Source organism: Lysinibacillus sp. G1-3, assembly GCF_056322905.1.
Genome location: NZ_JBWHYQ010000001.1, coordinates 372768 through 394394 on the forward strand (window position 1 = coordinate 372768; position 21627 = coordinate 394394).

Consider the following 21627-nt stretch of genomic DNA (forward strand, 5'->3'; position numbering starts at 1 on the left):
ATTATTTGCTACATATTAAAGAATGGATTGCAAAAGAAGGTGAAATAGATGGCGACTAGTAAAAAAAGAAAAGTCACGAAAGGAAAAGCGACGACAGAGAAAAAAGAAATGCATCCGCTTATGTATGAAATTTTAGGTCTTATCTTAATTGCATTTGCGGTTATTATGATTTTTGAATATGGCATGATTGGCCGAGTTTTACAAACAATTGCGATGTTCCTTTTTGGGAATTTACATTTTGCTGTGCCTTTTATGCTTATTTTCGTTGCGGTGTTACTGATGATTGGGCGTAAAAAAATAAGCATTTATGATCGTGTCATATTAGGTATGCTTCTAATTGTTATGAGTTTAACAATTTTTAGTCATGGCATTTTATTTGAACAATTATCAAAATCTGGTGGATTATTATCAGACTCTGTATTGCGAGAATCTTGGCGAATTTTAATTAATTCTGAGGGTATCATCAATCGAAGTAATGCGCTTGGTGGCGGAATGGTGGGTGCACTGTTATTTAGTGCTCTACATGTTTTATTTGAGGCGGCAGGTGCGAAAGTCGTTGCATGGGTTATTTTCTTTATCGGTTTAATTTTAGTAACAGGAAAGGCACTTGTTCCATATTTAGCAAAAAAAATGCCCGACCTTTTTGGCAAATGGCAGAAGAAACATCGTGATAAGAAAAAGAATATGCCGAAAAAACCTACTAATCGCCGTTCAAAAGTAGAAAGCAAGGATGAAATTGCGGCCGTTGATCAGGAGCCTGAAGTACAAGAGGAAGAAGAGACTCCTCATGAACCAATCATCTCTGCTTTTACTCAAAATGTGTCTCATGAACGAGAGTCATTTGCAATGGCCGAAAATGAAGACATTGAACATGGTGAGATTATTGATGATGTTCATATTGAAGGTGCAGATGCTGTGGAGAATGCAGACTACCAACTTCCGTCTTATAATTTATTACAATTACCGCCACAACATGACCAAAGTGGCGAATATTCGGTCATACAGGCAAATGCGAAAAAGCTAGAGCAAACGTTGCAAAGCTTTGGGGTAAAGGCAAAAGTTACACAGGTTCATTTAGGACCGGCTGTAACAAAGTACGAAATATTACCAGACGTAGGTGTGAAAGTAAGTAAAATTGTAAACTTACAGGATGACCTTGCTTTAGCACTTGCTGCGAAGGATATTCGTATGGAAGCACCTATTCCTGGGAAGTCAGCGATTGGCATTGAAGTACCAAATAGTGAGGTAGCTATTGTTACACTCCGGGAAGTGTTAGAGACTAAGGACGGCGCAAAGCCAGAAGCATTATTGCAAGTTGCTTTTGGTCGTGATATTACGGGACAAGCAGTACTTGCTGAGCTCAATAAAATGCCACATTTACTTGTTGCGGGTTCGACAGGTAGTGGGAAAAGTGTGTGTGTAAATGGTATTGTCGTATCAATCCTAATGCGTACAAAACCACATGAGGTTAAGCTGATGATGATTGACCCGAAAATGGTGGAGTTAAATGTTTATAATGGTATTCCACATCTACTGGCACCAGTTGTTACGGATGCACGTAAAGCGTCTCAGGCGTTGAAGAAAGTTGTGGCAGAAATGGAACGCCGCTACGATCTATTTTCACATACAGGTACCCGTAATATCGAAGGTTACAATAGTCATGTACAAAAAGTAAATGAGCAAACAGATGAAAAACACCCTAAATTACCTTATATTGTAGTAATTGTAGATGAGTTAGCAGACTTAATGATGGTTGCCTCAAGTGATGTAGAGGATTCTATTACACGTTTAGCACAAATGGCACGTGCAGCGGGGATTCATTTAATAATTGCAACTCAACGACCAAGTGTAGATGTGTTGACAGGTGTTATTAAAGCAAATATTCCTTCGCGCATTGCCTTTGCAGTGTCGTCTGCAATCGATTCTAGAACGATTTTAGATATGGGTGGAGCCGAGCGGTTACTCGGTCGAGGAGATATGCTGTTTTTACCAGCGGGTGCATCTAAACCAAAACGTGTGCAAGGTGCTTTTTTATCAGATCAAGAAGTTGAGTCAGTTGTTAACTTTGTTATAGAACAGCAAAAGGCGCAATATCAGGAGGAAATGATTCCGACCGAAGAAGAGACAATTTTAGAGGAAACGGATGAATTATTTGATGAGGCTGTACAGTTAGTTGTTAGTATGCAGACGGCTTCTGTTTCGATGTTGCAACGCCGCTTCCGTATCGGTTATTCGAGAGCTGCTCGCATTGTCGATCAAATGGAACAACGCGGTATTGTCGGGCCTTCAGAGGGTAGTAAACCTCGACAAGTGCTCATTCATCAATACGATAATTAGTACCAAAATAAAATTTAAAAATTGAACAATGTTGTATACATCGAGTAGGCCCAAATTCATTTAAAAATTCGAAAGCAATTACATTAAGTGTAATTGCTTTCAGTCTATAAAAATGTTATATTTATGAACGATTAGTAGGAATGTTGTACATCAGATGTCTGATCTCTGATTTTGGTGGTGATATATGTGACTATAAAAGCAGATCATCGTCATCTCTATCTTCAAGTAATTGATCGTTTAAAGTCTGACATTGAAAAAGGCGTTTTTAAAGAAAATGAAAAACTGCCTTCAGAATTTGAATTATCGAAATCACTAGGAGTCAGTCGAGCAACGCTTAGAGAAGCGCTACGACTGTTGGAAGAGGAAAATGTGATTGTGCGTCGACATGGGGTGGGCACATTTGTAAACCCTAAGCCGTTGTTTACATCAGGCATCGAGCATTTATCGAGCATTTCTTCCATGATCGAGGCAGCGGGTATGGAACCCGGTTCCCGCTTTTTAAAGGCGACGGAAAGCATACCTGCTGAGGAAGATTTAAAACGCTTCCAGTGTGATGGCGAGGATAAAATACTCACAATTGAACGTGTCAGAACAGCGGATGGTGAGCCGGTAGTTTATTGCATAGACAGATTACCAGCAAGCTTCCTGCCAACTGACTTTGTAGAAAAAAAAGAAGTTTCACTTTTCTCTGCACTTGAACAATCCGGTAAAATTCATGTTGCCTATGCGGTTACATATATTGATCCTATCGGGTATCATGAGCAAGCTTCACCGATTTTAAATTGCGGACGTGAAACAGCTCTTTTAGTATTAAAGCAGTTACATTACGATGATCATGATCAAGTAGTGCTGTATTCAAAAAATTATTTCCGAGCTGATAAATTCAGCTTCCATGTAGTTCGTAAACGGGTGTAGAACATTTCTAATTTTTTCCTGCTAATTACAATACCTTTGGGGGGTTAATCAAATGAAAAAACGTAAATTTGGCTTAGTATTATCATCAGTTTTAGCTGCAAGTGCAATCTTAGGTGCATGTGGTACGAAAGAGGAAGAAAAAACTAAAAATGAAAATGAAAACGCTTCATCAGGCGAAAGCAACCAAGAAGATGCGTTCTCAGTAGCAATGGTAACTGACGTAGGTGGCGTTGATGATAAATCATTCAACCAATCTGCTTGGGAAGGCGTTCAAGCTTTCGGTAAAGAACATAACCTAAAAAAAGGTGATGGCGGCTTCGACTACTTACAATCAAAATCAGATGCAGACTATGATTCAAATTTAAACGCGTTATTACGTCGTGACTTTAACTTAATCTATGGTATTGGTTTCATGATGGAAGATTCTATTTCTGCAATCGCTGAAGAAAATCCAGATAACCATTTCGCAATCATTGACGCTGAAGTAAAAGCGGACAATGTAGTATCAGTATTGTTCAAAGAGCAAGAAGGTGCTTTCTTAGCTGGTGTAGCTGCAGCGAAAATGTCTAAATCGGGTAAAATCGGTTTCGTAGGTGGCGTAGATATTCCAGTTATCAACCGCTTCGAAGCTGGATTTTTTGAAGGTGCAAAAGCTTTAAATCCAGATATCGAAATCACATCAAAATATACTGCTGCATTCGATAAAGCTGACCTTGGTAAAGTTACTGCAAACAGCATGTACTCTTCAGGTGTAGATGTAATCTTCCACGCTGCTGGTGCAACTGGTAACGGTGTATTCTCTGAGGCAAAAGAACGTAAGAAAAAAGATCCTAATGCAAACATTTGGGTAATCGGAGTAGACGCTGACCAATATGAAGAAGGTAAAGTAGACGGTAAAACAAATGTTACTTTAACTTCTATGTTAAAAGGTGTAAACACAGCAGTTGTAGATATTTCTAATAAAGCGAAAAAAGGTGAATTCCCAGGTGGCGAAACGCTTACTTATGGTTTAGCTGAAGACGGCGTGAAGCTTGCGGATTCTCGTGGCGCAATCCCAGAAGATGTACTAAAGGTTATTGAAGAATATAAAGAAAAAATTGCTAAGGGTGAAATTAAAGTTCCAGAAAAAGTGAAAAAATAATTCACCTTTGATCATCATAAGGGACTTTTTATGAAGGCCCTTATGATGATTTTTCAATCTATCGTTATATTTTGACTATTCATAACATTCTATTTAACTATACTGATCATTATCGTAGAGGTAGAATTTTATATGAGCTTATCGCAAGAATAGTAATGATGGTAACAAGTTAATAGAAGAAAGGTTTCTAACGATGACCTTTCCTGTATTAATTTATCTTCATTTAGAAGACTATCTACCTCTATTTAGTGGGACAAGATAGGCAAGGATTTTTTGTGAATAGGGTACATAATGCCCAATGAACGAAGAGTTAATCTCTGGCTGAATTCATTGTTGTGCGATGTGATAAACGCTGAGCACCAGGGATTATGGTAAGTATTTGCATTAGTTTTAAGCGGTGAACAATGTTTTCTGTGGCGACAGCCACAATTACGTCAAGGCGAAATTGATAAAAGTGCCTATTAAGGGAGTGACAAAATTGGAATATGTGATTGAAATGCTAGGAATCCGAAAAGAGTTCGGTAATTTCGTGGCGAATAATAACATCACCCTCCAGCTGAAAAAAGGCGAAATCCATGCACTGCTAGGCGAAAATGGTGCAGGTAAATCGACTTTAATGAACGTCCTTTTTGGTTTGTATCAACCAGAGGGTGGCGAAATTCGAGTTCGTGGGAAAGCTGTTAAAATTACAAACCCGAATGTGGCCAATGATTTAGGGATTGGTATGGTTCATCAACATTTTATGTTAGTGGAAAATTTCACAGTAACAGAGAACATTATTTTAGGTTCTGAACCAACGAAAATGGGTATTGTTAACATTAAAGATGCGGCGAAGAAAGTACAAGCACTTTCTGAAAAATATGGCTTAGATGTTGATCCATATGCCAAAATCGAAGATATTACTGTGGGGATGCAACAGCGTGTTGAAATTTTAAAAACACTATACCGCGGTGCAGAAATTTTAATTTTTGATGAACCAACTGCATCTTTAACACCACAGGAGATTACAGAGCTTATTCAAATAATGCGTCGCTTAATTGCAGAGGGCAAATCTATTATTCTAATTACCCATAAACTAAAAGAAATTATGGAAGTCTCTGATCGTGTGACAATTATTCGCAAAGGTGAAGGGATTGGAACGGTTAGCACTGCTGAAACAAATCCTAACCAATTAGCTGAAATGATGGTTGGTCGCCAAGTCGAATTTAAAACCGAAAAAACAGAAGCAAACCCAACTGATGAAGTACTTTCAATCGATAATTTGGTTGTTACAGACTACCGTAATATCGATAAGGTTAAAAGCTTAAACTTAAAAGTACGTAAAGGTGAAATTGTTGGTATTGCAGGTATCGATGGTAACGGACAGTCTGAGTTAATCGAAGCCATTACTGGTCTACGTAAAATAAAGAGTGGTACTGTTAAATTAAATGGCAAAGATATTACAAATATGAAGCCTCGGAAAATTACTGAGGAAGGCGTTGGGCATATTCCACAAGATCGCCATAAGCATGGTTTAGTCTTAGATTTCCCAATAGGTCATAATATCGCACTACAAACATATTATCAGTCTCCGATCGCTAAGGGCTTTGTTATGGACTATAAGAAAGTGTCTGAAAAAGCACGCCAAATCATTGAAGAATATGATGTGCGTACAGGGAATGGTGAAATGACACCAGCACGTGCCCTTTCAGGTGGTAACCAACAAAAAGCGATTATCGGTCGTGAAATTGATCGTAATCCAGACTTATTGATTGCTGCACTACCAACACGTGGTCTTGACGTAGGGGCAATTGAGTTTATTCACTCTCGCTTGATCGAGCAACGTGATAAAGGAAAAGCGGTACTGTTAATTTCATTTGAATTAGATGAAGTCATGAATGTTTCAGACCGAATTGCTGTTATTTATGACGGTCAAATTGTTGATGAGTTAAATCCAACAGAAACGACAGAACAAGAGCTGGGTCTATTAATGGCAGGACAAAAAAGTGAAAATAAAAAGAATGGTACGAAGGAGGGGAATGACTAATGTCAAATCGTGTCATTAATATTCTCGTTCCTATCATCTCTATCATTATCGGTTTAATTGTTGGGGCTATCGTGATGGTAGTTAGCGGCTATGACCCAGTACAAGGTTATATCGCACTTTGGACAGGTATTTTTGGAGATTCATATTCTATTGGGAACACAATCCGTCAAATAACACCGTATTTATTGGCGGGTCTAGCGGTAGCATTTGCTTTCCGTACAGGTTTATTTAATATTGGTGTAGAAGGTCAGTTAATTTTAGGTTGGCTAGCAGCAGCTTGGGTAGGCTATGCGTTTGATCTACCTAAAATTATTCACTTACCATTAGCATTACTTGCGGCAGCAGCTGCAGGTGCATTTTGGGCCTTTATTGCAGGTTTCTTAAAAGCGAAATTTAAAGTTCACGAAGTTATAGCGACAATTATGTTAAACTACACTGCGCTTTATATTGCGAATGCAGTGATTAAAAAATTGTCTGACGGTGGCTTTAAAACAGAACGCGTTCATGAATCAGCTTCTTTACGTTCTCCGTTTTTAAGAGAGCTAACAGACAATTCAAGTCTTCACTATGGCATCATTGTTGCACTGTTAATGGTCATGGTTATGTGGTTCATTTTAGAAAAAACAACACGTGGATATGAGCTTAAAGCGGTAGGCTTTAATAAACATGCTGCAGATTATGCAGGTATGAGCGTCAACAAAAACATTATTTTAGCTATGACGATTTCAGGTATGTTTGCGGGTCTTGGAGGTGCTATGGAGGCATTAGGTACTTTCCAAAACGCTTCTATTAAACCAGGCTTTACAGGTATAGGTTTCGATGGTATCGCCGTTGCCTTACTTGGTGCTAATACGCCACTAGGGGTTGTATTCGGGGCTTCATTATTCGGTTCACTTAAATACGGAGCACTAAATATGCCAAATGCTGCGGGTATTCCCGAGGAAATCGTATCTATTATTATTGCGTTAATTATTTTCTTCGTAGCATCAGGTTATATTATTCGAGTAGCATTACAAAAGTTGAGCAAAAAAAAGGAGGGACAATAACATGAGCTTTTTAGAAATGTTATATTTCATCATCCCTTCTGCAATTTTCTTCGCAACACCTTTAATTTTTACGGCAATCGGTGGTGTATTCTCTGAACGATCTGGTGTTGTCAATATCGGATTAGAAGGTTTAATGGTTGTAGGTGCATTTGTTGGTATTTATGTCAATTTAGAATTTGCTTCAACATTTGGTGCAGCAACAATTTGGGTAGCTATGCTGGCAGCTGTCATTGCTGGGGGAATCTTCTCTCTATTCCATGCAGTTGCTTCGATTTCCTTCCGTGCCGATCAAACGGTATCAGGGGTTGCTATTAATTTATTAGGTTTAGCAGTAACTGTATTCTTAGTAAAAATGATTTATGGTAAAGGGCAAACTGATATGATTACCCACCCAATAACTCGTTTTGAAATTCCTTTGTTAGAGGATATTCCGTTCCTTGGTCCATTATTATTCCGTGATGTCTATAGTACGTCAATTTTAGCTTTTGCAGTAGCTATCGGCGCATGGTTTATTATTTATAAAACGCCATTCGGTTTACGTTTACGCGCTGTCGGTGAACATCCAATGGCTGCAGATACGATGGGCGTAAATGTTAATAGAATGCGCTATATTGCTGTTGTCATCTCAGGGGCGTTAGGTGGTCTTGGTGGTGCAGTGTATGCGCAATCAATTACAAGCGATTTCTCACATGCAACAATTGCTGGTCAAGGCTTTATGGCCATTGCTGCAATGATTTTTGGGAAATGGCATCCAATCGGTGCATTAGGTGCAGCTTTATTCTTTGGAGTAGCACAAACGTTAAGTGTTGCAGGAAGCACAATTCCTTACGTTCAAGACATTCCTGCTGTATACTTGCAAATTTTACCGTATGTATTAACAATCCTTGCATTAGCAGGATTTATCGGTAAAGCAAATGCACCAAAAGCTAGTGGTCAACCTTATATTAAGGGGAAACGCTAAAGAAACAATTGTTTACAACAAAGACTGGGCGAAAATGCTCAGTCTTTTTCCTTGTGCATAGCGCAAGTGTTTGGGAAAATAATGGTTGAAGGTTGATCTTTATTTGCTAGTATGAACAGGTTCATCAAGTAACCAAATGAAATTTCAAACTTTCCGTATACATACTTTGGATTCTTTTTGCAATTATAGACAATAGACATGTATAGTATGTGTAGTACTTTGTTATATTAAGAAAGATAAGGAGGGTTCTATATATGTTTAAAACAATCCCTTTTGCAAAAGGTGTCAATTTGCATATCCGACAAACGACCCAATTTAAAACCGTAAATTTTTCAATTAAATGGAGAAGAGCATTAACGGCTACAAATGCGTCTGAACGCACAGTGTTAACAAATGTGTTGCAACACAGCAATGCTAAATATAAGACAACAGCTGCATTCCGAGGTTTCTTGGATGACTTGTATGGCACAGTGCTTTATTTTGATACATCTAAACGTGGTAATGAGCATACAGTACTGATGAATGTAGAATCCGTTAACGATCATTATTTGGCAAATACAAGTGTTTTAAACGAGGTACTTGGTTTATTGCACACAGCAATCTTTGAACCGAATATAGAAAACGGTGTATTTAAAGAATCGATAGTAGAGCGTGAAAAGAAAACGGTCATTCAACGTATCGAGTCTATTTTTGACGATAAATCTCGATTTGCGCAGCAACGTATTCAACAGATTTTACGTCCGAATGAACCGGCCTCTATTTCTGCTAATGGAACTGTTGAGGACATTCAAAAAATTACCCCTGCGTCATTGTTTGAAGCATATCAATCGATGCTTGCTAACGATAAAATAGATATTTATGTCGCGGGTGATATTAATGAAGACGAAATCGTGGAACAGCTGAAAAAAGCACTACCGTTTAATGATCGTACACCTGAAGAAGTTCCTGCTGTGCTTCCGCAACAGCATCCACAAAATGATTATGTACGTGAGCAACAAGATATGAAGCAAGGAAAGCTGCATATTGGTTTTAGTACACCAGTACGATTTGGTGATCCTGATTTTGCTAAAATGCAAATCTTTAACGGCGTATTCGGTGGCTATCCTCATGCCAAATTATTTATGAATGTTCGTGAAAAGGAAAGTTTAGCTTACTATGCGTCTAGCTCCTTTGCATCACATTATGGCTTAGTCTTTGTTGTATCTGGGATTGAACCAAAAAATGAAGAAAAAGCACTATCACTAATTAAAGAACAAATTGCTGTTATGCAAGCAGGCGATATTACTGATTTGGAATTAGAGCAAACAAAGGCAATGCTGACGAATCAGCTAAAAGAGTCATTGGATTCTGCCCGAGGACAAATAGAAATTTTTGACCAATATAAAGATTTACCCGAGGAGTTCTCTGTTGAAGCTTGGGCAAATAAATGGAAAGCTGTAACGAGAGAAGATATCGTTGAAATGGCGAAGCAAATTCAGCTAGAAGCGGTCTATTTCTTATGTGGGAAGGAGCAAGCCGCACAATGAAGACAATTGAATTCAAACAATTAGATGAAACATTGTATTATGAAAAATTAGAGAATGGCTTAGATGTCTATATTTTACCGAAAAAAGGCTATTCCAAAACATATGTGACGTTCACAACTAAGTACGGTTCTGTTGATCGTGCATTTGTGCCGCTTGGTGAAACAGAAAGCATTACAGTTCCAGATGGCATTGCTCACTTTTTAGAGCATAAAATGTTTGAAAAAGAAGATGGGGATGTATTCCAAAAGTTTAGTGAATTCGGCGCTTCAGCAAATGCCTTTACATCATTTACACGTACGGCTTATTTATTTTCTTCGACGGACAATATTTATAAAAGTACAGAAACATTATTAAATTTTGTGCAAGAGCCTTACTTTACAGAAGCAACAGTGAATAAGGAGAAGGGTATTATTGGTCAGGAAATTACGATGTACGATGATCAGCCAGATTGGCGCTTGTATTTTGGTACGATCGAAAATATGTATCATAATCACCCGGTAAAAATTGATATCGCTGGTACAATCGAGACGATTGATGGCATTACTGCGGACCACTTATATACGTGCTACAATACGTTCTATCATCCATCCAATATGTTATTGTTTGTTATTGGTGCTGTAGACCCTAATGAAATGATGACGTTTATTCGTGACAATCAAGGTAAAAAAGAGTTCACTGAACCAACACCAATACAACGCTACTTTGATAAAGAACCGACTGATGTTGCTATCAAAGAGCGTGAGTTGCATATGGATGTACAAAAGCCAAAGGTTTATATCGGCTTAAAAGCAAAAGAAACAAATCTTTCTGGTCGTGATATGTTAAAACATGAGCTATCTGTTCAAATTGCACTTGAACTTATTTTCGGACGTACATCTGAATTTTATGAGCGCATCTATGAAAATGACTTAATTGATGAAACGTATGCATTTGATTTCACGTTAGAAAACGGCTTTGGTTTTGCTATGATTGGCTCGGATTCTGCAGACCCGGCTGGATTAGAGAAAGCTATTAAAGAAGAATTGGCAAAGTATGAAGGATATGCACAATTTGAAAGTGCCGATTTAGAACGAGTGAAACGTAAAAAAATTGGTTTCTTCCTACGTGCGCTGAACTCTATTGAATTCATCGCCAACCAATTTACACGTTATTCGTTTAATGAGATGAATTTGTTCGATGTTGTACCTGTGCTAGAAGAACTAACGATTGAAGATTTGCAAAAAGCATTTTCTTCAATTCAAGGTGAATCACAACAAACTGTCTTTAAAATTTTACCTACAGAGAAGGGCGAACAGTGAAAAAGTTTGCCCTCGTGTTAGGTGCATCGGGTGAGATTGGTCGTGCTATTTGTCAGAGTCTGGCAGAAGACGGCTGGTCCATCTACTTACACTTTTCAAACAATGAAAAAGCAGCACAGGCTTTATACCACTCTCTTTCAGAAAATTTCCCTGCACAGGAATTTATGCTTGTGCAGGGAGATTTTTCGAAAGCATCCGGGGCGCAATTACTAGCAGCGCAAATTTTTAATGTGCAAGCAATTGTTTTTGCAAATGGTCAAGCGCATTATTCTCTACTTGAAGATACTACTGTGGAGGATATGGATGCATTATGGCGTGTCCATGTGCAAAACCCAATGCGCCTGACGGCATTGCTGTCATCAAAGCTTCGTGCTCATGATGTCAGCTATGTACTTTTTATCGGTTCGATTTGGGTAACTAAACTGTTACAACAAATTTTGACAAACCTATACAAACCTGTATAGTAGCATAAATTTATAACAGAATACCCTTCGTATCAAGCGATTGGTGCGAACTCCACGTTAATTGCTTTTAACTCCTAAAGCCTTGTGACCAACGCGGAGCTGGAAACGGCAGATGTAACGGTGCGAAAGCAGAAAAAACAACAAGGATGGCATAAGCTGAAAAAAATCACTCAGTGTCCGTAAAGGATCATCGTGACAACGGAAAACGGTGGCGCTAAGTGCTTTGACAATGGATGTTTAGCAGCGAACTCCTAAATCTCTAATGAGACAAGGAAGACGTTCAACGACTATCTCCTCGAGGGAGAGTAAAACCGCAAGCGAATGGCGGAAGAAAAATGTGGCTCTTATTAGAAGATAAGATGAAGATATAGTCTGCGCTTATGTGAAAGCATAAGAGGTCTACTCGTGAGAGAAAGACTGCATGAAGGGTTGCGCCTTCGTGTGAACAAGAAAAATATATACAACTTTAAAAATGTTAACAACCTCTCTAAATAGGGTAATGTGATTTTATCCTAGTGAAAGAGAGGTGGTACGCATGGAATGAATGTCCATTGGGAAATTTGCTAAACTCTGAAATCCGCAATTTATATAAGTGACTTAATGACATCCGAACAAATCATTATATCAATGTTCTAATGAGATTGTGAAAACCAAGCCATCTCGTATTGTAATGGAACATTTACATGTAAAAGGGTTGATGAAAAATAAACATCTGGCGAAGGCGGTAGCCGGGCAAAAGCTATATGAATTCAAACGGCAAATTCAATACAAATGTCAAAAATACAGAATTGAATTTATTGAAGCCGACAGATGGTATCCATCATCCAAAACTTGTTCTAGTTGTGGACAAATCAAATTCGATTTGAAACTGAAAGACAGATTATTTATCTGCTCTTGCGGATTAAAGTTGTATAGAGATTTGAACGCAAGCATTAACTTAGCAAATTATTCAATCTAAGGAGCTTAACTAAAAACTAACCCTTAGGTGTGTACGCTACGATACTGCAGAATTTAAGCCTTTGGAGAGTCATACAAAATGGCAGTAGCTTTTTGCGAAACCAGACTCGGAGAATAAGGAAGACACAAAACGAAATTCGAAAGAAATAAGTTGTGTCACAGTAGAGATGTTTACATTTTTTGAAGAAATGTATATGTTTTTCGTATCGGGAGAGGCTGGATCGGCTGGTGAAGCTCTATACGCAACTGTGAAGGGCGCCCAACATGCTTTTGTAAAGTCATATGCGAAAGAAGCGGCACTGTCACGTATTCGAGTTAATGCCATTGCACCTGGCTTTATAAATACCTCGATGAACAGTCATTTAAGTGAAGAGGAGCTTGACTATATTTTAGAGGACATTCCGCTAGGGATAGCTGGACAAACAACGGATGTTGCTAAAATGGTGCGCTTCTACCTTTCTGGAAATGCAGATTATGTAACGGGACAAGTAATTCGATTAAACGGTGGTTGGTACATATAATGTTCTTTTTTGCACATACTACATGTGTAAAGGAGGAGGAACAGTATGACTATCTTAGAGAACTGGCATAAATGGACATCGTTTTTAGGTCAAAATGTTATGCGAGCAGAATCTAGCGGTGTGCCATCGCAAATGATTCAACAAGCTGCTGTACAAATTGGAGAATATTTGGCGACAAATGTCGATCCTAAAAATGAACAAGAACGAGTGCTGTCGGATTTATGGGGCGTTGCCTCTGAAGAAGAAAAACACGCACTGGCGAATTGTGTCGTTAAACTTGTGCAAAATAAACCTGTACAGTAAAAAAAGAGGAGAGTGATCTCCTCTTTTTTCTATTTAATAAAGCAATTTCTGTATAGAAAAGGGAACGTATGTAAGCCTATTTAGGATGTTCAAAAAAAAAATAGTAAGTTTTTAAAAATAACGCTATAATTCCATGTATTCTAACTTTCCATTACATAAAAAATCAGCTATGATGGAACTTATAAGGGATTTTTTACGTTAACTAATAGGAAGGGAACGAGTGTGTTTGAGCGATTGGTACTTTGAATATGAAATTCAGGTGAATCGCCCTGGATTATTAGGAGATATTGCTTCACTTTTAGGGATGCTTCGTGTCAATATTATTTCAATAAATGGTGTCGATGAGGATCGACGTGGTATGTTAGTGCATACAGACAACGATGAGACAATTGAGCGTTTTCGTACAATTGTTTCGACAATGGAACATATTAACGTAACCAAATTTCGACAACCAAAACTCCGTGATCGTTTAGCCATAAGGCACGGTCATTATATTCCTCGAGATGCAGATGAAAAAAATACCTTCCGCTTCGTCCGAGATGAACTTGGTATTTTAGTTGACTTTATGGCTGAGCTATTTAAAAAAGAAGGGCATAAGCTCATAGGAATACGTGGAATGCCTCGAGTTGGAAAAACTGAATCGATTGTAGCGGCTAGTGTATGTGCCAATAAAAAATGGATTTTTTTATCATCTACAATGATTAAGCAGACTGTTCGCAATAAACTCGCTGGTGATGAATTCAGTGACAATAATATTTTTATATTAGATGGCATTGTAACACGTCGTTCATCTGATGAGCGGCATTTACAACTAGTGCGTGAAATGATGAATATGCCTTCCATAAAGGTCGTCGAGCATCCAGACATGTTTGTTCAGCATTCAGATTATAGGATAGAGGATTTTGATTATATCATTGAATTACGTCATCACCCAGATGAAGAAATTACGTATGAGATAATGGAAAAAAACCATATGATGTCCGAATCCAATTCATTTGGAGGATTTTAGGATTTAATTTTTAAATTGATGTTAAAGTAGGTGTTTTGAGTGGCAGAATTAGGGACTCGACTGAAAGAGGCGAGACTGTCTAAAGGCTACAGTTTAGACGATTTACAAGAAATAACGAAAATACAAAAGCGTTATTTAATAGGTATTGAAGAGGGCAATTATTCGATCATGCCTGGTTCATTTTATGTACGAGCTTTTATCAAACAATATGCTGACGCCGTTGATTTGAACGCAGAGGAAATTTTAGAAACGTATAAAAGTGAGCTACCAGGTACTTCAAACAATCAAGTAAGTCAATCGATGACGAATAGTCCAAGTAGAAGAAAAATTTCAAAAGGCCCTTCTACTAAAATGATGGAGGCAATGCCGAAAATAATCGTTGGTTTATTTATCATTGTCATTATTGTAGTAATTTGGGTACTCATGCAGTCTAAAAATAGTGCAGTACCGAATGCTGGAGATGAGACGCCTCCAGAAATGCAATACGATACAAAAGCAAAACCTATAGATACAGAAAAAGATAAAGAAAAAGAAAATAAAAAAGCTCAATCAAATGACAAACAAGAGTCAACAGATTCAGCAAAGGATACACCTGACGAAACTGAAGAGGTTAAGCAATCGATTTCAGCAGGGACTGTTGAAGCGGATGGTGCTACAACTTCATATACGTTAACAGGTGCAGATACATTTAAAATACGTATCGAAGTATCAGGTCCTACATTTATCGGTATTCGAGACCAACAGCAACAAGAAATACTAACAGATACTCGTGTATATAATGCAGGAGAAGTAGTAGAATTTGACGCAACATCTCAAAATTATGCTCGTATCCGTTTAGGTAATTCAACGCAAGCCAAGGTATACATTAATGACGAGCCTTTAACGTATGCACAGCAAGCTGTAACGCAAAACATCGTCATCAATTTCAATAAAGAATAGTAGTCATCTAGTGATGACTACTTTCTTTCATCATGAAAGGTGTTAGAAAAATGAACATTCCAAATAAAATTACCATCTCTCGAATCTTACTTATTCCGTTCTTTGTCATTGTTATGATGTTTGATTTTGGCTGGGGAACAATGTCACTATTCGGTGCGGATATGCCTGTTCATCATTTTGTAGGTGCACTTATTTTTATTTTTGCTTCAGCGACTGATTGGGTGGATGGTTATTACGCACGTAAGTATAATCTTGTGACAACATTTGGTAAATTTTTAGACCCGCTTGCTGACAAATTACTAGTTTCAGCAGCTTTTATTTTAATGGTAGAGCTTAATATGGCGCCTGCATGGATAATAATTATAATTATTAGCCGTGAGTTTGCAGTAACTGGTCTTCGTTTAATATTGGCAGGTGAAGGAGAAGTTGTTGCGGCAAACCAGCTTGGTAAAATTAAAACGTGGGCCCAAATTGTCGCCATCGGAGCAGCACTTTTACACAATACAATATTTACACTTATTGGTATTCCGTTTGATACAATTATGTTATATATTGCATTGTTCTTTACACTATGGTCTGGATGGGATTATTTCTATCTAAATCGACGTGCCTTACTCGATTCTAAATAAGAGAGGTCTTGAGGATCATGAATGCTGAAATTCTTGCGGTTGGCTCAGAGTTATTGCTTGGTCAGATTTCGAACACAAATGCAAAGTTTATTTCTAGTCAGTTGTCCGAATTAGGGATAAATGTGTATTATCACACTGTAGTTGGAGATAATGCACAACGTTTAGAAGAAGCTATTTCCATTGCAGAGTCTCGTGCTGATTTAATCATTTTTTCTGGTGGGCTTGGACCTACTAAGGATGATTTAACAAAGGAAACGATTGCTCGTCATCTTGGCGTTACTCTTGAATTTGACGATATCGCGCTGACATATATTGAGCAATTTTTTGCAAAGCGAGGACGTCCAATGACGGACAATAATCGTAAGCAGGCTTTAATATTAGCAGGTAGTGAGGTGCTTGCAAACCATCATGGTATGGCACCTGGAATGATACTAACTAAAGATGAGCGTACTTATATTTTGCTTCCGGGGCCACCTAAAGAGCTTGAGCCGATGTTCCAGTTTGAAGCAAAGCCAAAGCTTAGTGCGATGTTAAATACTGGAGGGGTTATTCTATCGCATGTTATGCGTTTTTATGGCATTGGAGAGGCAGAGCTTGAAGTACGTGTCCAAGCCATTTTAGATTCGCAAACAAACCCAACTGTTGCGCCACTTGCTTCTGACGGCGAAGTTACACTGCGTGTGACTGCCAAGGCAGAAACGGAGCAAGAAGCACAGCAGCTTATTGCTGCAAAGGTAGCAGAGATCCAAGCGCTTGTAGGTGACTATCAATACGGTATAGATGATGATTCTCTAGCCTCTAAAACAGTAGAAATGTTACTAGATAATCAGTTAACAATTTCTGCGGCAGAAAGTTTAACAGCGGGATTATTTCAGTCTGAGCTTGCAGAAATACCAGGTGTTGGGGATGCCCTAGTTGGTGGCGTTGTTACGTATACAGAAGAGGCTAAAATAAAGCAGCTCGGTATTTCTAAAAAATTATTAACTACACATGGGATTGTAAGCAGTGAATGTGCAGCAGCTATGGCTAGCGCTGTACGTGAAAAATTTGATACTAATATTGGTATTGGATTAACAGGTGCAGCAGGTCCTACAGCCCATGATCATCAACCAGTAGGGACGGTTTGGATTGGTATCGCAATTGGTGATGAGAAACCGATCACGTACTTACTTCATTTATCGGGCATGCGTAATACAAATCGACTGCGGGCTGCGAAATTTACTTGTCATTATTTAATGCAGCTTTTAGAAGAAAGAGGCTTTAAAAAACGTTAATTAATTTGCCCCGGTATAATATAGGTTCATCACCAAAAGTTGCAGATGACTTTTGTTAAAACGTCTACTATGTAAATAAGTTGGGAGACTGGACGCCCCTAGGAGAGCGCCCAGCCAGAACGAAAATCAACCACACGTTTTAGTGATGGTCCATAATATAGTTGAAAATAGAAATTTGGGTAATGGAAAGTTACCCAAATTTTTATTTTGAAGAAAAACGAATAAACGTTCGCTTTTTTCTTGCGTCTTCTCTTAAAAACAAGTATAGTAGAGATAGAGAAAAACAGTGAACAGTTTTCGAAGGAGGAAAATGAATGAGTGATCGTAAAGCAGCCTTAGAACAGGCGTTAAAACAAATTGAAAAGAACTTTGGTAAAGGTTCTATCATGAAACTTGGCGAAAAGACGGATTTAGAAATTGCTACATCTTCAAGTGGTTCGCTAGCACTTGATGCTGCATTAGGTGTAGGTGGTTATCCACGTGGACGTATTATTGAAGTATACGGCCCTGAATCATCAGGTAAAACAACGGTTGCACTTCATGCCATTGCAGAGGTTCAGGCAAATGGTGGACAAGCAGCGTTTATCGATGCTGAGCATGCATTAGATCCAATATATGCACAAAAATTGGGTGTCAATATTGATGAGCTTTTATTATCTCAACCAGATACAGGAGAACAGGCGCTTGAAATCGCAGAAGCATTAGTACGTAGTGGTGCTATCGATATCATCGTTATTGACTCAGTAGCAGCATTAGTTCCGAAAGCGGAAATCGAAGGAGATATGGGTGATTCGCATGTTGGTTTACAAGCGCGTTTAATGTCTCAGGCCTTACGTAAACTTTCAGGTGCTATCAATAAATCAAAAACAATTGCTATTTTCATTAACCAAATACGTGAAAAAATTGGTGTTATGTTCGGAAACCCAGAAACAACACCTGGTGGACGTGCACTTAAATTCTATAGCTCCGTTCGCTTAGAAGTACGTCGTGCAGAAGCTATTAAACAAGGCAATGACATTATGGGTAACCGTACAAAAATTAAAATTGTGAAAAACAAAGTAGCACCACCATTCCGTACAGCTGAAGTTGACATTATGTACGGTGAAGGAATTTCAAAAGAGGGCGAAACAGTCGATTTAGGTGTTGAACTAGACATTGTTCAAAAAAGCGGTTCTTGGTACGCTTACGGTGATGAGCGCCTAGGTCAAGGTCGTGAAAATGCTAAACAGTATTTAAAAGAAAATCCAGCAGTGCTTGACGACATCGCAAATAAAATCCGTGCTTCTTACGGTATTGCATCTTCATCTTATACAATTGCTGCGCATGATGAAGAGGAAGATATGGATGATGAATTAAAGCTTCTTCTTGAAGATGAATAATATAAATGCATTGTTCCCACTCTTTATAGTGAGAGCAATGCATTTTTTTTATTTTTTAAGGAAACTATAGATTTTTTGCCTGTGGATAAACTAAAGCATAGTCGGCGTCTAGGCTAAAACGCTACATCCTCGAGGTCGCTTCGATTCCTCGGGCAAAAGTGATGGAGCGTTTACTTTTGCTTCGGCCTCTCCAGCGCTTGTCGGATGTAAACGAGCGCTTTTGCCATTTGTTCTTTACACATACTGGAGAATGTGGTTGTATAATATTTGTAAGGATATCCATATATTTAGTGATGAAGGCAATTGAGCAATGAGTCGGCAATAGGAAGAGGTACCGAAGGATAGAATCAAAGAAGTGATAGATTGAACGTCATAAAGGGAAGTGGGGATCATATTTTCCTCACCGTAAATTTGATATAGCATCGGGAATAAATAGCTTCCACCAAAAGAAAATAATACTTCCTAAGTACTGCTTCTACGTATGAATATGAAAAGGTGAATTTAACGTTAGTGTAAAAGTAATAGGTAATTAATTCTCCTAATGGATATGACTGACTTTTTTTCTTTTGAGAGGCGAACAGATGCCCGACTATCCTTGACAGAGCTTGAGGCTAGCTATACAATTAAATATGTATAATTTCTGAATTATGACTTTAAATAGGCAGTACATTACATTTTGACTTCATTTTGGAAAGGCTTTTAAAGATCTCGTAAATGAAGTTGAAGCCTCTGGCAACTGGCAAGATTTTGAACAGACAATGATGCATAAGAACGTTCGCCTTAAAGCTTCGCATCCTGCGAAAACGGCTAACTAATTTGCATAGGTAAAACACCACGTCTAGTGACTTTACCGAATGACCGACATCGTTTCGGTCCTCGTGCATACTTGAACACAATTCAAAATCCGGGACATAATTATGCCAAGGTGAAATGAATGTATGCGCCGACTGAAACTGTATTACCCAAATAGCAAGAGGAGGTGTTCATATGGATGCAATTACTATCATCTCCGCTTTGCTTGGACTCATCGTTGGTGCCGCTGTTAGCTATATCTACATGAAAAAAGTGAATGACTCAAAAATCACTGGTGCTAAACATGTCGCTGAAACAATCGTTGAAGAAGGAAAACGAGAAGCGGAGGCATTGAAGAAAGAAGCACTACTTGAAGCCAAAGATGAAACTCACAAATTTCGTACTGAAGCAGAAAATGACATTCGTGAACGTCGTTCTGAGCTTCAGAAACAAGAGAACCGTTTATTGCAAAGAGAAGAGAATCTTGATCGCAAAGATGATGCTCTAAATAAGAGAGAAGCAAGTTTAGAGCGTAAAGAACAAGCTCTAAGCGAAAGACAACAGCATATTGAACAGATGGAAAGCAAAGTGGACGAGCTCGTTGCCTCGCAAAAAACAGAGCTAGAAAGAGTTTCGGCTTTAACTAGAGATGAAGCAAAAGCTATTATCTTAGGAGAAGTAGAAAAAGAGCTAGCAACTGATATTGCTGTGATGACGAAGGAAGCTGAGACACGTGCGAAGGAAGAGTCAGATAAAAAAGCGCGTGAAATTTTATCACTGGCACTACAGCGTTTTGCAGCAGATCACGTTGCAGAAACAACAGTATCTGTCGTGAACTTGCCAAATGATGAAATGAAAGGTCGTATTATTGGTCGTGAAGGTCGTAATATCCGAACTTTGGAAACGTTAACAGGTATAGATTTAATTATTGATGATACTCCAGAGGCAGTTATTTTATCAGGCTTTGATCCAATTCGTCGTGAAACGGCTCGACTTGCACTTGAAAAACTTGTACAGGATGGCCGCATTCACCCTGCTCGAATTGAGGAAATGGTGGAAAAAGCTCGTCGTGAAGTGGATGAACAAATCCGCGAAACAGGTGAACAAACAACATTTGAAATTGGCATTCATAACTTACATCCAGATTTAATGAAGATTTTAGGCCGCATGAAATACCGTACAAGCTATGGACAAAACGTCCTAAAACATTCAATTGAAGTCGCATATTTAGCAGGCTTACTTGCTGCTGAACTTGGTGAAGATGTAGCATTAGCTCGCCGTGCAGGCTTATTACATGATATTGGTAAGGCAATTGACCATGAAGTTGAAGGTAGCCACGTCGAAATCGGTGTGGAATTAGCTACAAAATACAAAGAACATCCGGTCGTTATAAATAGTATTGCTTCTCACCATGGTGATACTGAAGCAACATCTGTTATTGCCGTGTTAGTAGCTGCAGCTGATGCGTTATCAGCAGCTCGTCCAGGTGCTCGAAGTGAGACGCTTGAAAACTATATCCGTAGACTTGAAAAGTTAGAGGAAATTTCCGAAAGCTATGATGGTGTAGAAAAATCCTTTGCAATTCAAGCTGGTCGTGAAATCCGTATTATCGTACAACCTGAAAAAATAGATGACTTGGCTTCACATCGCTTAGCGAGAGATATCCGTAAGCGAATTGAAGAAGAACTTGATTACCCAGGCCATATTAAAGTAACGGTTATTCGTGAAACACGTGCCGTAGAATACGCAAAATAATTGTCATACAAAAAACGTCTTTTACTCAAAATAGAGTAAAAGACGTTTTTTTATAGTTAAGGAAACTATAGATTTTTTGCCTGTACAATACCTAAAGCGACCTCGAGGATCTAGGCTAAAGCGCTACATCCTCGAGGTCGCTTCGTTTCCTCGGGCAAAAGTGGTGGAGCGTTTACTTTTGCTTCGGCCTCTCCAGCGCTTTTGCGCTTTTTTCTTAACTTAGTTGTATGTAAGCTACTGTCATATTTACCGTGAAAATAGGCATATATACAATAAGTGCCTTTATTTATCAGCAAAAAAAAATTCTACTAATAATAATTTAAATTGGTGAAAAACAGTTAGGTGATGAATTGGA

17 protein-coding genes and 1 pseudogene are annotated in these 21627 nt (G+C 38.5%); all 18 read left to right on the top strand.

The window, feature by feature from the left end; all coding sequences use genetic code 11:
• Positions 1-48: 48 nt before the first annotated feature.
• The 18 genes and pseudogenes from ACVYAD_RS01785 to rny all read left to right on the top strand — a co-directional run bounded on the left by ACVYAD_RS01785 (position 49) and on the right by rny (position 21272).
• On the top strand, positions 49-2337 hold the full coding sequence (locus ACVYAD_RS01785) for an FtsK/SpoIIIE family DNA translocase (protein ID WP_476424194.1): 2289 nt from the start codon (positions 49-51) through the stop codon (positions 2335-2337).
• A gap of 186 nt (positions 2338-2523) precedes the next feature.
• A complete protein-coding gene (locus tag ACVYAD_RS01790; RefSeq protein ID WP_079560516.1) occupies positions 2524-3252 on the top strand; it encodes a GntR family transcriptional regulator in 729 nt (242 codons plus the stop codon).
• Between the two features lie 52 nt (positions 3253-3304).
• Positions 3305-4393, top strand: coding sequence for a BMP family lipoprotein (locus ACVYAD_RS01795; protein WP_476424196.1), 1089 nt, complete (start codon positions 3305-3307; stop codon positions 4391-4393).
• 478 nt (positions 4394-4871) lie between these two features.
• Positions 4872-6419 (top strand): ABC transporter ATP-binding protein, encoded by a 1548-nt coding sequence (locus ACVYAD_RS01800; protein WP_476424198.1) that lies wholly within the window; start codon positions 4872-4874, stop codon positions 6417-6419.
• Entirely contained in the window at positions 6419-7465 is a 1047-nt protein-coding gene (locus ACVYAD_RS01805; RefSeq protein ID WP_349660904.1) for an ABC transporter permease, read from the top strand. Before ACVYAD_RS01800 ends, ACVYAD_RS01805 begins: the two co-directional genes overlap by 1 nt.
• A gap of 1 nt (position 7466) precedes the next feature.
• Complete coding sequence (locus ACVYAD_RS01810; RefSeq protein WP_349660905.1) at positions 7467-8426, top strand: ABC transporter permease; 960 nt, start codon at positions 7467-7469, stop codon at positions 8424-8426.
• A gap of 254 nt (positions 8427-8680) precedes the next feature.
• Positions 8681-9952, top strand: a complete 1272-nt coding sequence (gene yfmF, locus ACVYAD_RS01815) for an EF-P 5-aminopentanol modification-associated protein YfmF (protein ID WP_349660906.1) — start codon at positions 8681-8683, stop codon at positions 9950-9952.
• Positions 9949-11250 (top strand): EF-P 5-aminopentanol modification-associated protein YfmH, encoded by a 1302-nt coding sequence (gene yfmH / locus ACVYAD_RS01820; protein WP_349660907.1) that lies wholly within the window; start codon positions 9949-9951, stop codon positions 11248-11250. The genes yfmF and yfmH overlap by 4 nt, the downstream gene beginning before the upstream one ends.
• Positions 11247-11714 (top strand): SDR family NAD(P)-dependent oxidoreductase, encoded by a 468-nt coding sequence (locus ACVYAD_RS01825; protein WP_476424202.1) that lies wholly within the window; start codon positions 11247-11249, stop codon positions 11712-11714. The genes yfmH and ACVYAD_RS01825 overlap by 4 nt, the downstream gene beginning before the upstream one ends.
• A 563-nt stretch (positions 11715-12277) precedes the next feature.
• Positions 12278-12672, top strand: a pseudogene (locus tag ACVYAD_RS01830) (RNA-guided endonuclease InsQ/TnpB family protein); the annotation flags it as partial.
• Between the two features lie 193 nt (positions 12673-12865).
• Entirely contained in the window at positions 12866-13192 is a 327-nt protein-coding gene (locus tag ACVYAD_RS01835) for an SDR family oxidoreductase (RefSeq protein WP_349659714.1), read from the top strand.
• Between the two features lie 45 nt (positions 13193-13237).
• Complete coding sequence (locus tag ACVYAD_RS01840) at positions 13238-13495, top strand: DUF3243 domain-containing protein (protein WP_079560524.1); 258 nt, start codon at positions 13238-13240, stop codon at positions 13493-13495.
• A gap of 226 nt (positions 13496-13721) precedes the next feature.
• Entirely contained in the window at positions 13722-14504 is a 783-nt protein-coding gene (locus tag ACVYAD_RS01845; RefSeq protein WP_197141989.1) for a DUF3388 domain-containing protein, read from the top strand.
• A 39-nt stretch (positions 14505-14543) separates the two neighbouring features.
• A complete protein-coding gene (locus tag ACVYAD_RS01850) occupies positions 14544-15443 on the top strand; it encodes a helix-turn-helix domain-containing protein (protein ID WP_476424203.1) in 900 nt (299 codons plus the stop codon).
• A 50-nt stretch (positions 15444-15493) separates the two neighbouring features.
• On the top strand, positions 15494-16072 hold the full coding sequence (gene pgsA, locus ACVYAD_RS01855; protein ID WP_197141993.1) for a CDP-diacylglycerol--glycerol-3-phosphate 3-phosphatidyltransferase: 579 nt from the start codon (positions 15494-15496) through the stop codon (positions 16070-16072).
• Positions 16073-16089: 17 nt separating this feature from the next.
• Positions 16090-17346: a competence/damage-inducible protein A gene (locus tag ACVYAD_RS01860; protein ID WP_349659712.1), complete on the top strand. Its 1257-nt coding sequence runs from the start codon at positions 16090-16092 to the stop codon at positions 17344-17346.
• A gap of 314 nt (positions 17347-17660) precedes the next feature.
• Positions 17661-18725 carry a recombinase RecA gene (gene recA / locus ACVYAD_RS01865; protein ID WP_349659711.1) on the top strand — a complete coding sequence of 355 codons (1065 nt, stop codon included), beginning with the start codon at positions 17661-17663 and terminating at the stop codon, positions 18723-18725.
• Between the two features lie 987 nt (positions 18726-19712).
• Positions 19713-21272: a ribonuclease Y gene (gene rny, locus ACVYAD_RS01870; protein WP_349659710.1), complete on the top strand. Its 1560-nt coding sequence runs from the start codon at positions 19713-19715 to the stop codon at positions 21270-21272.
• Positions 21273-21627: the final 355 nt, after the last annotated feature.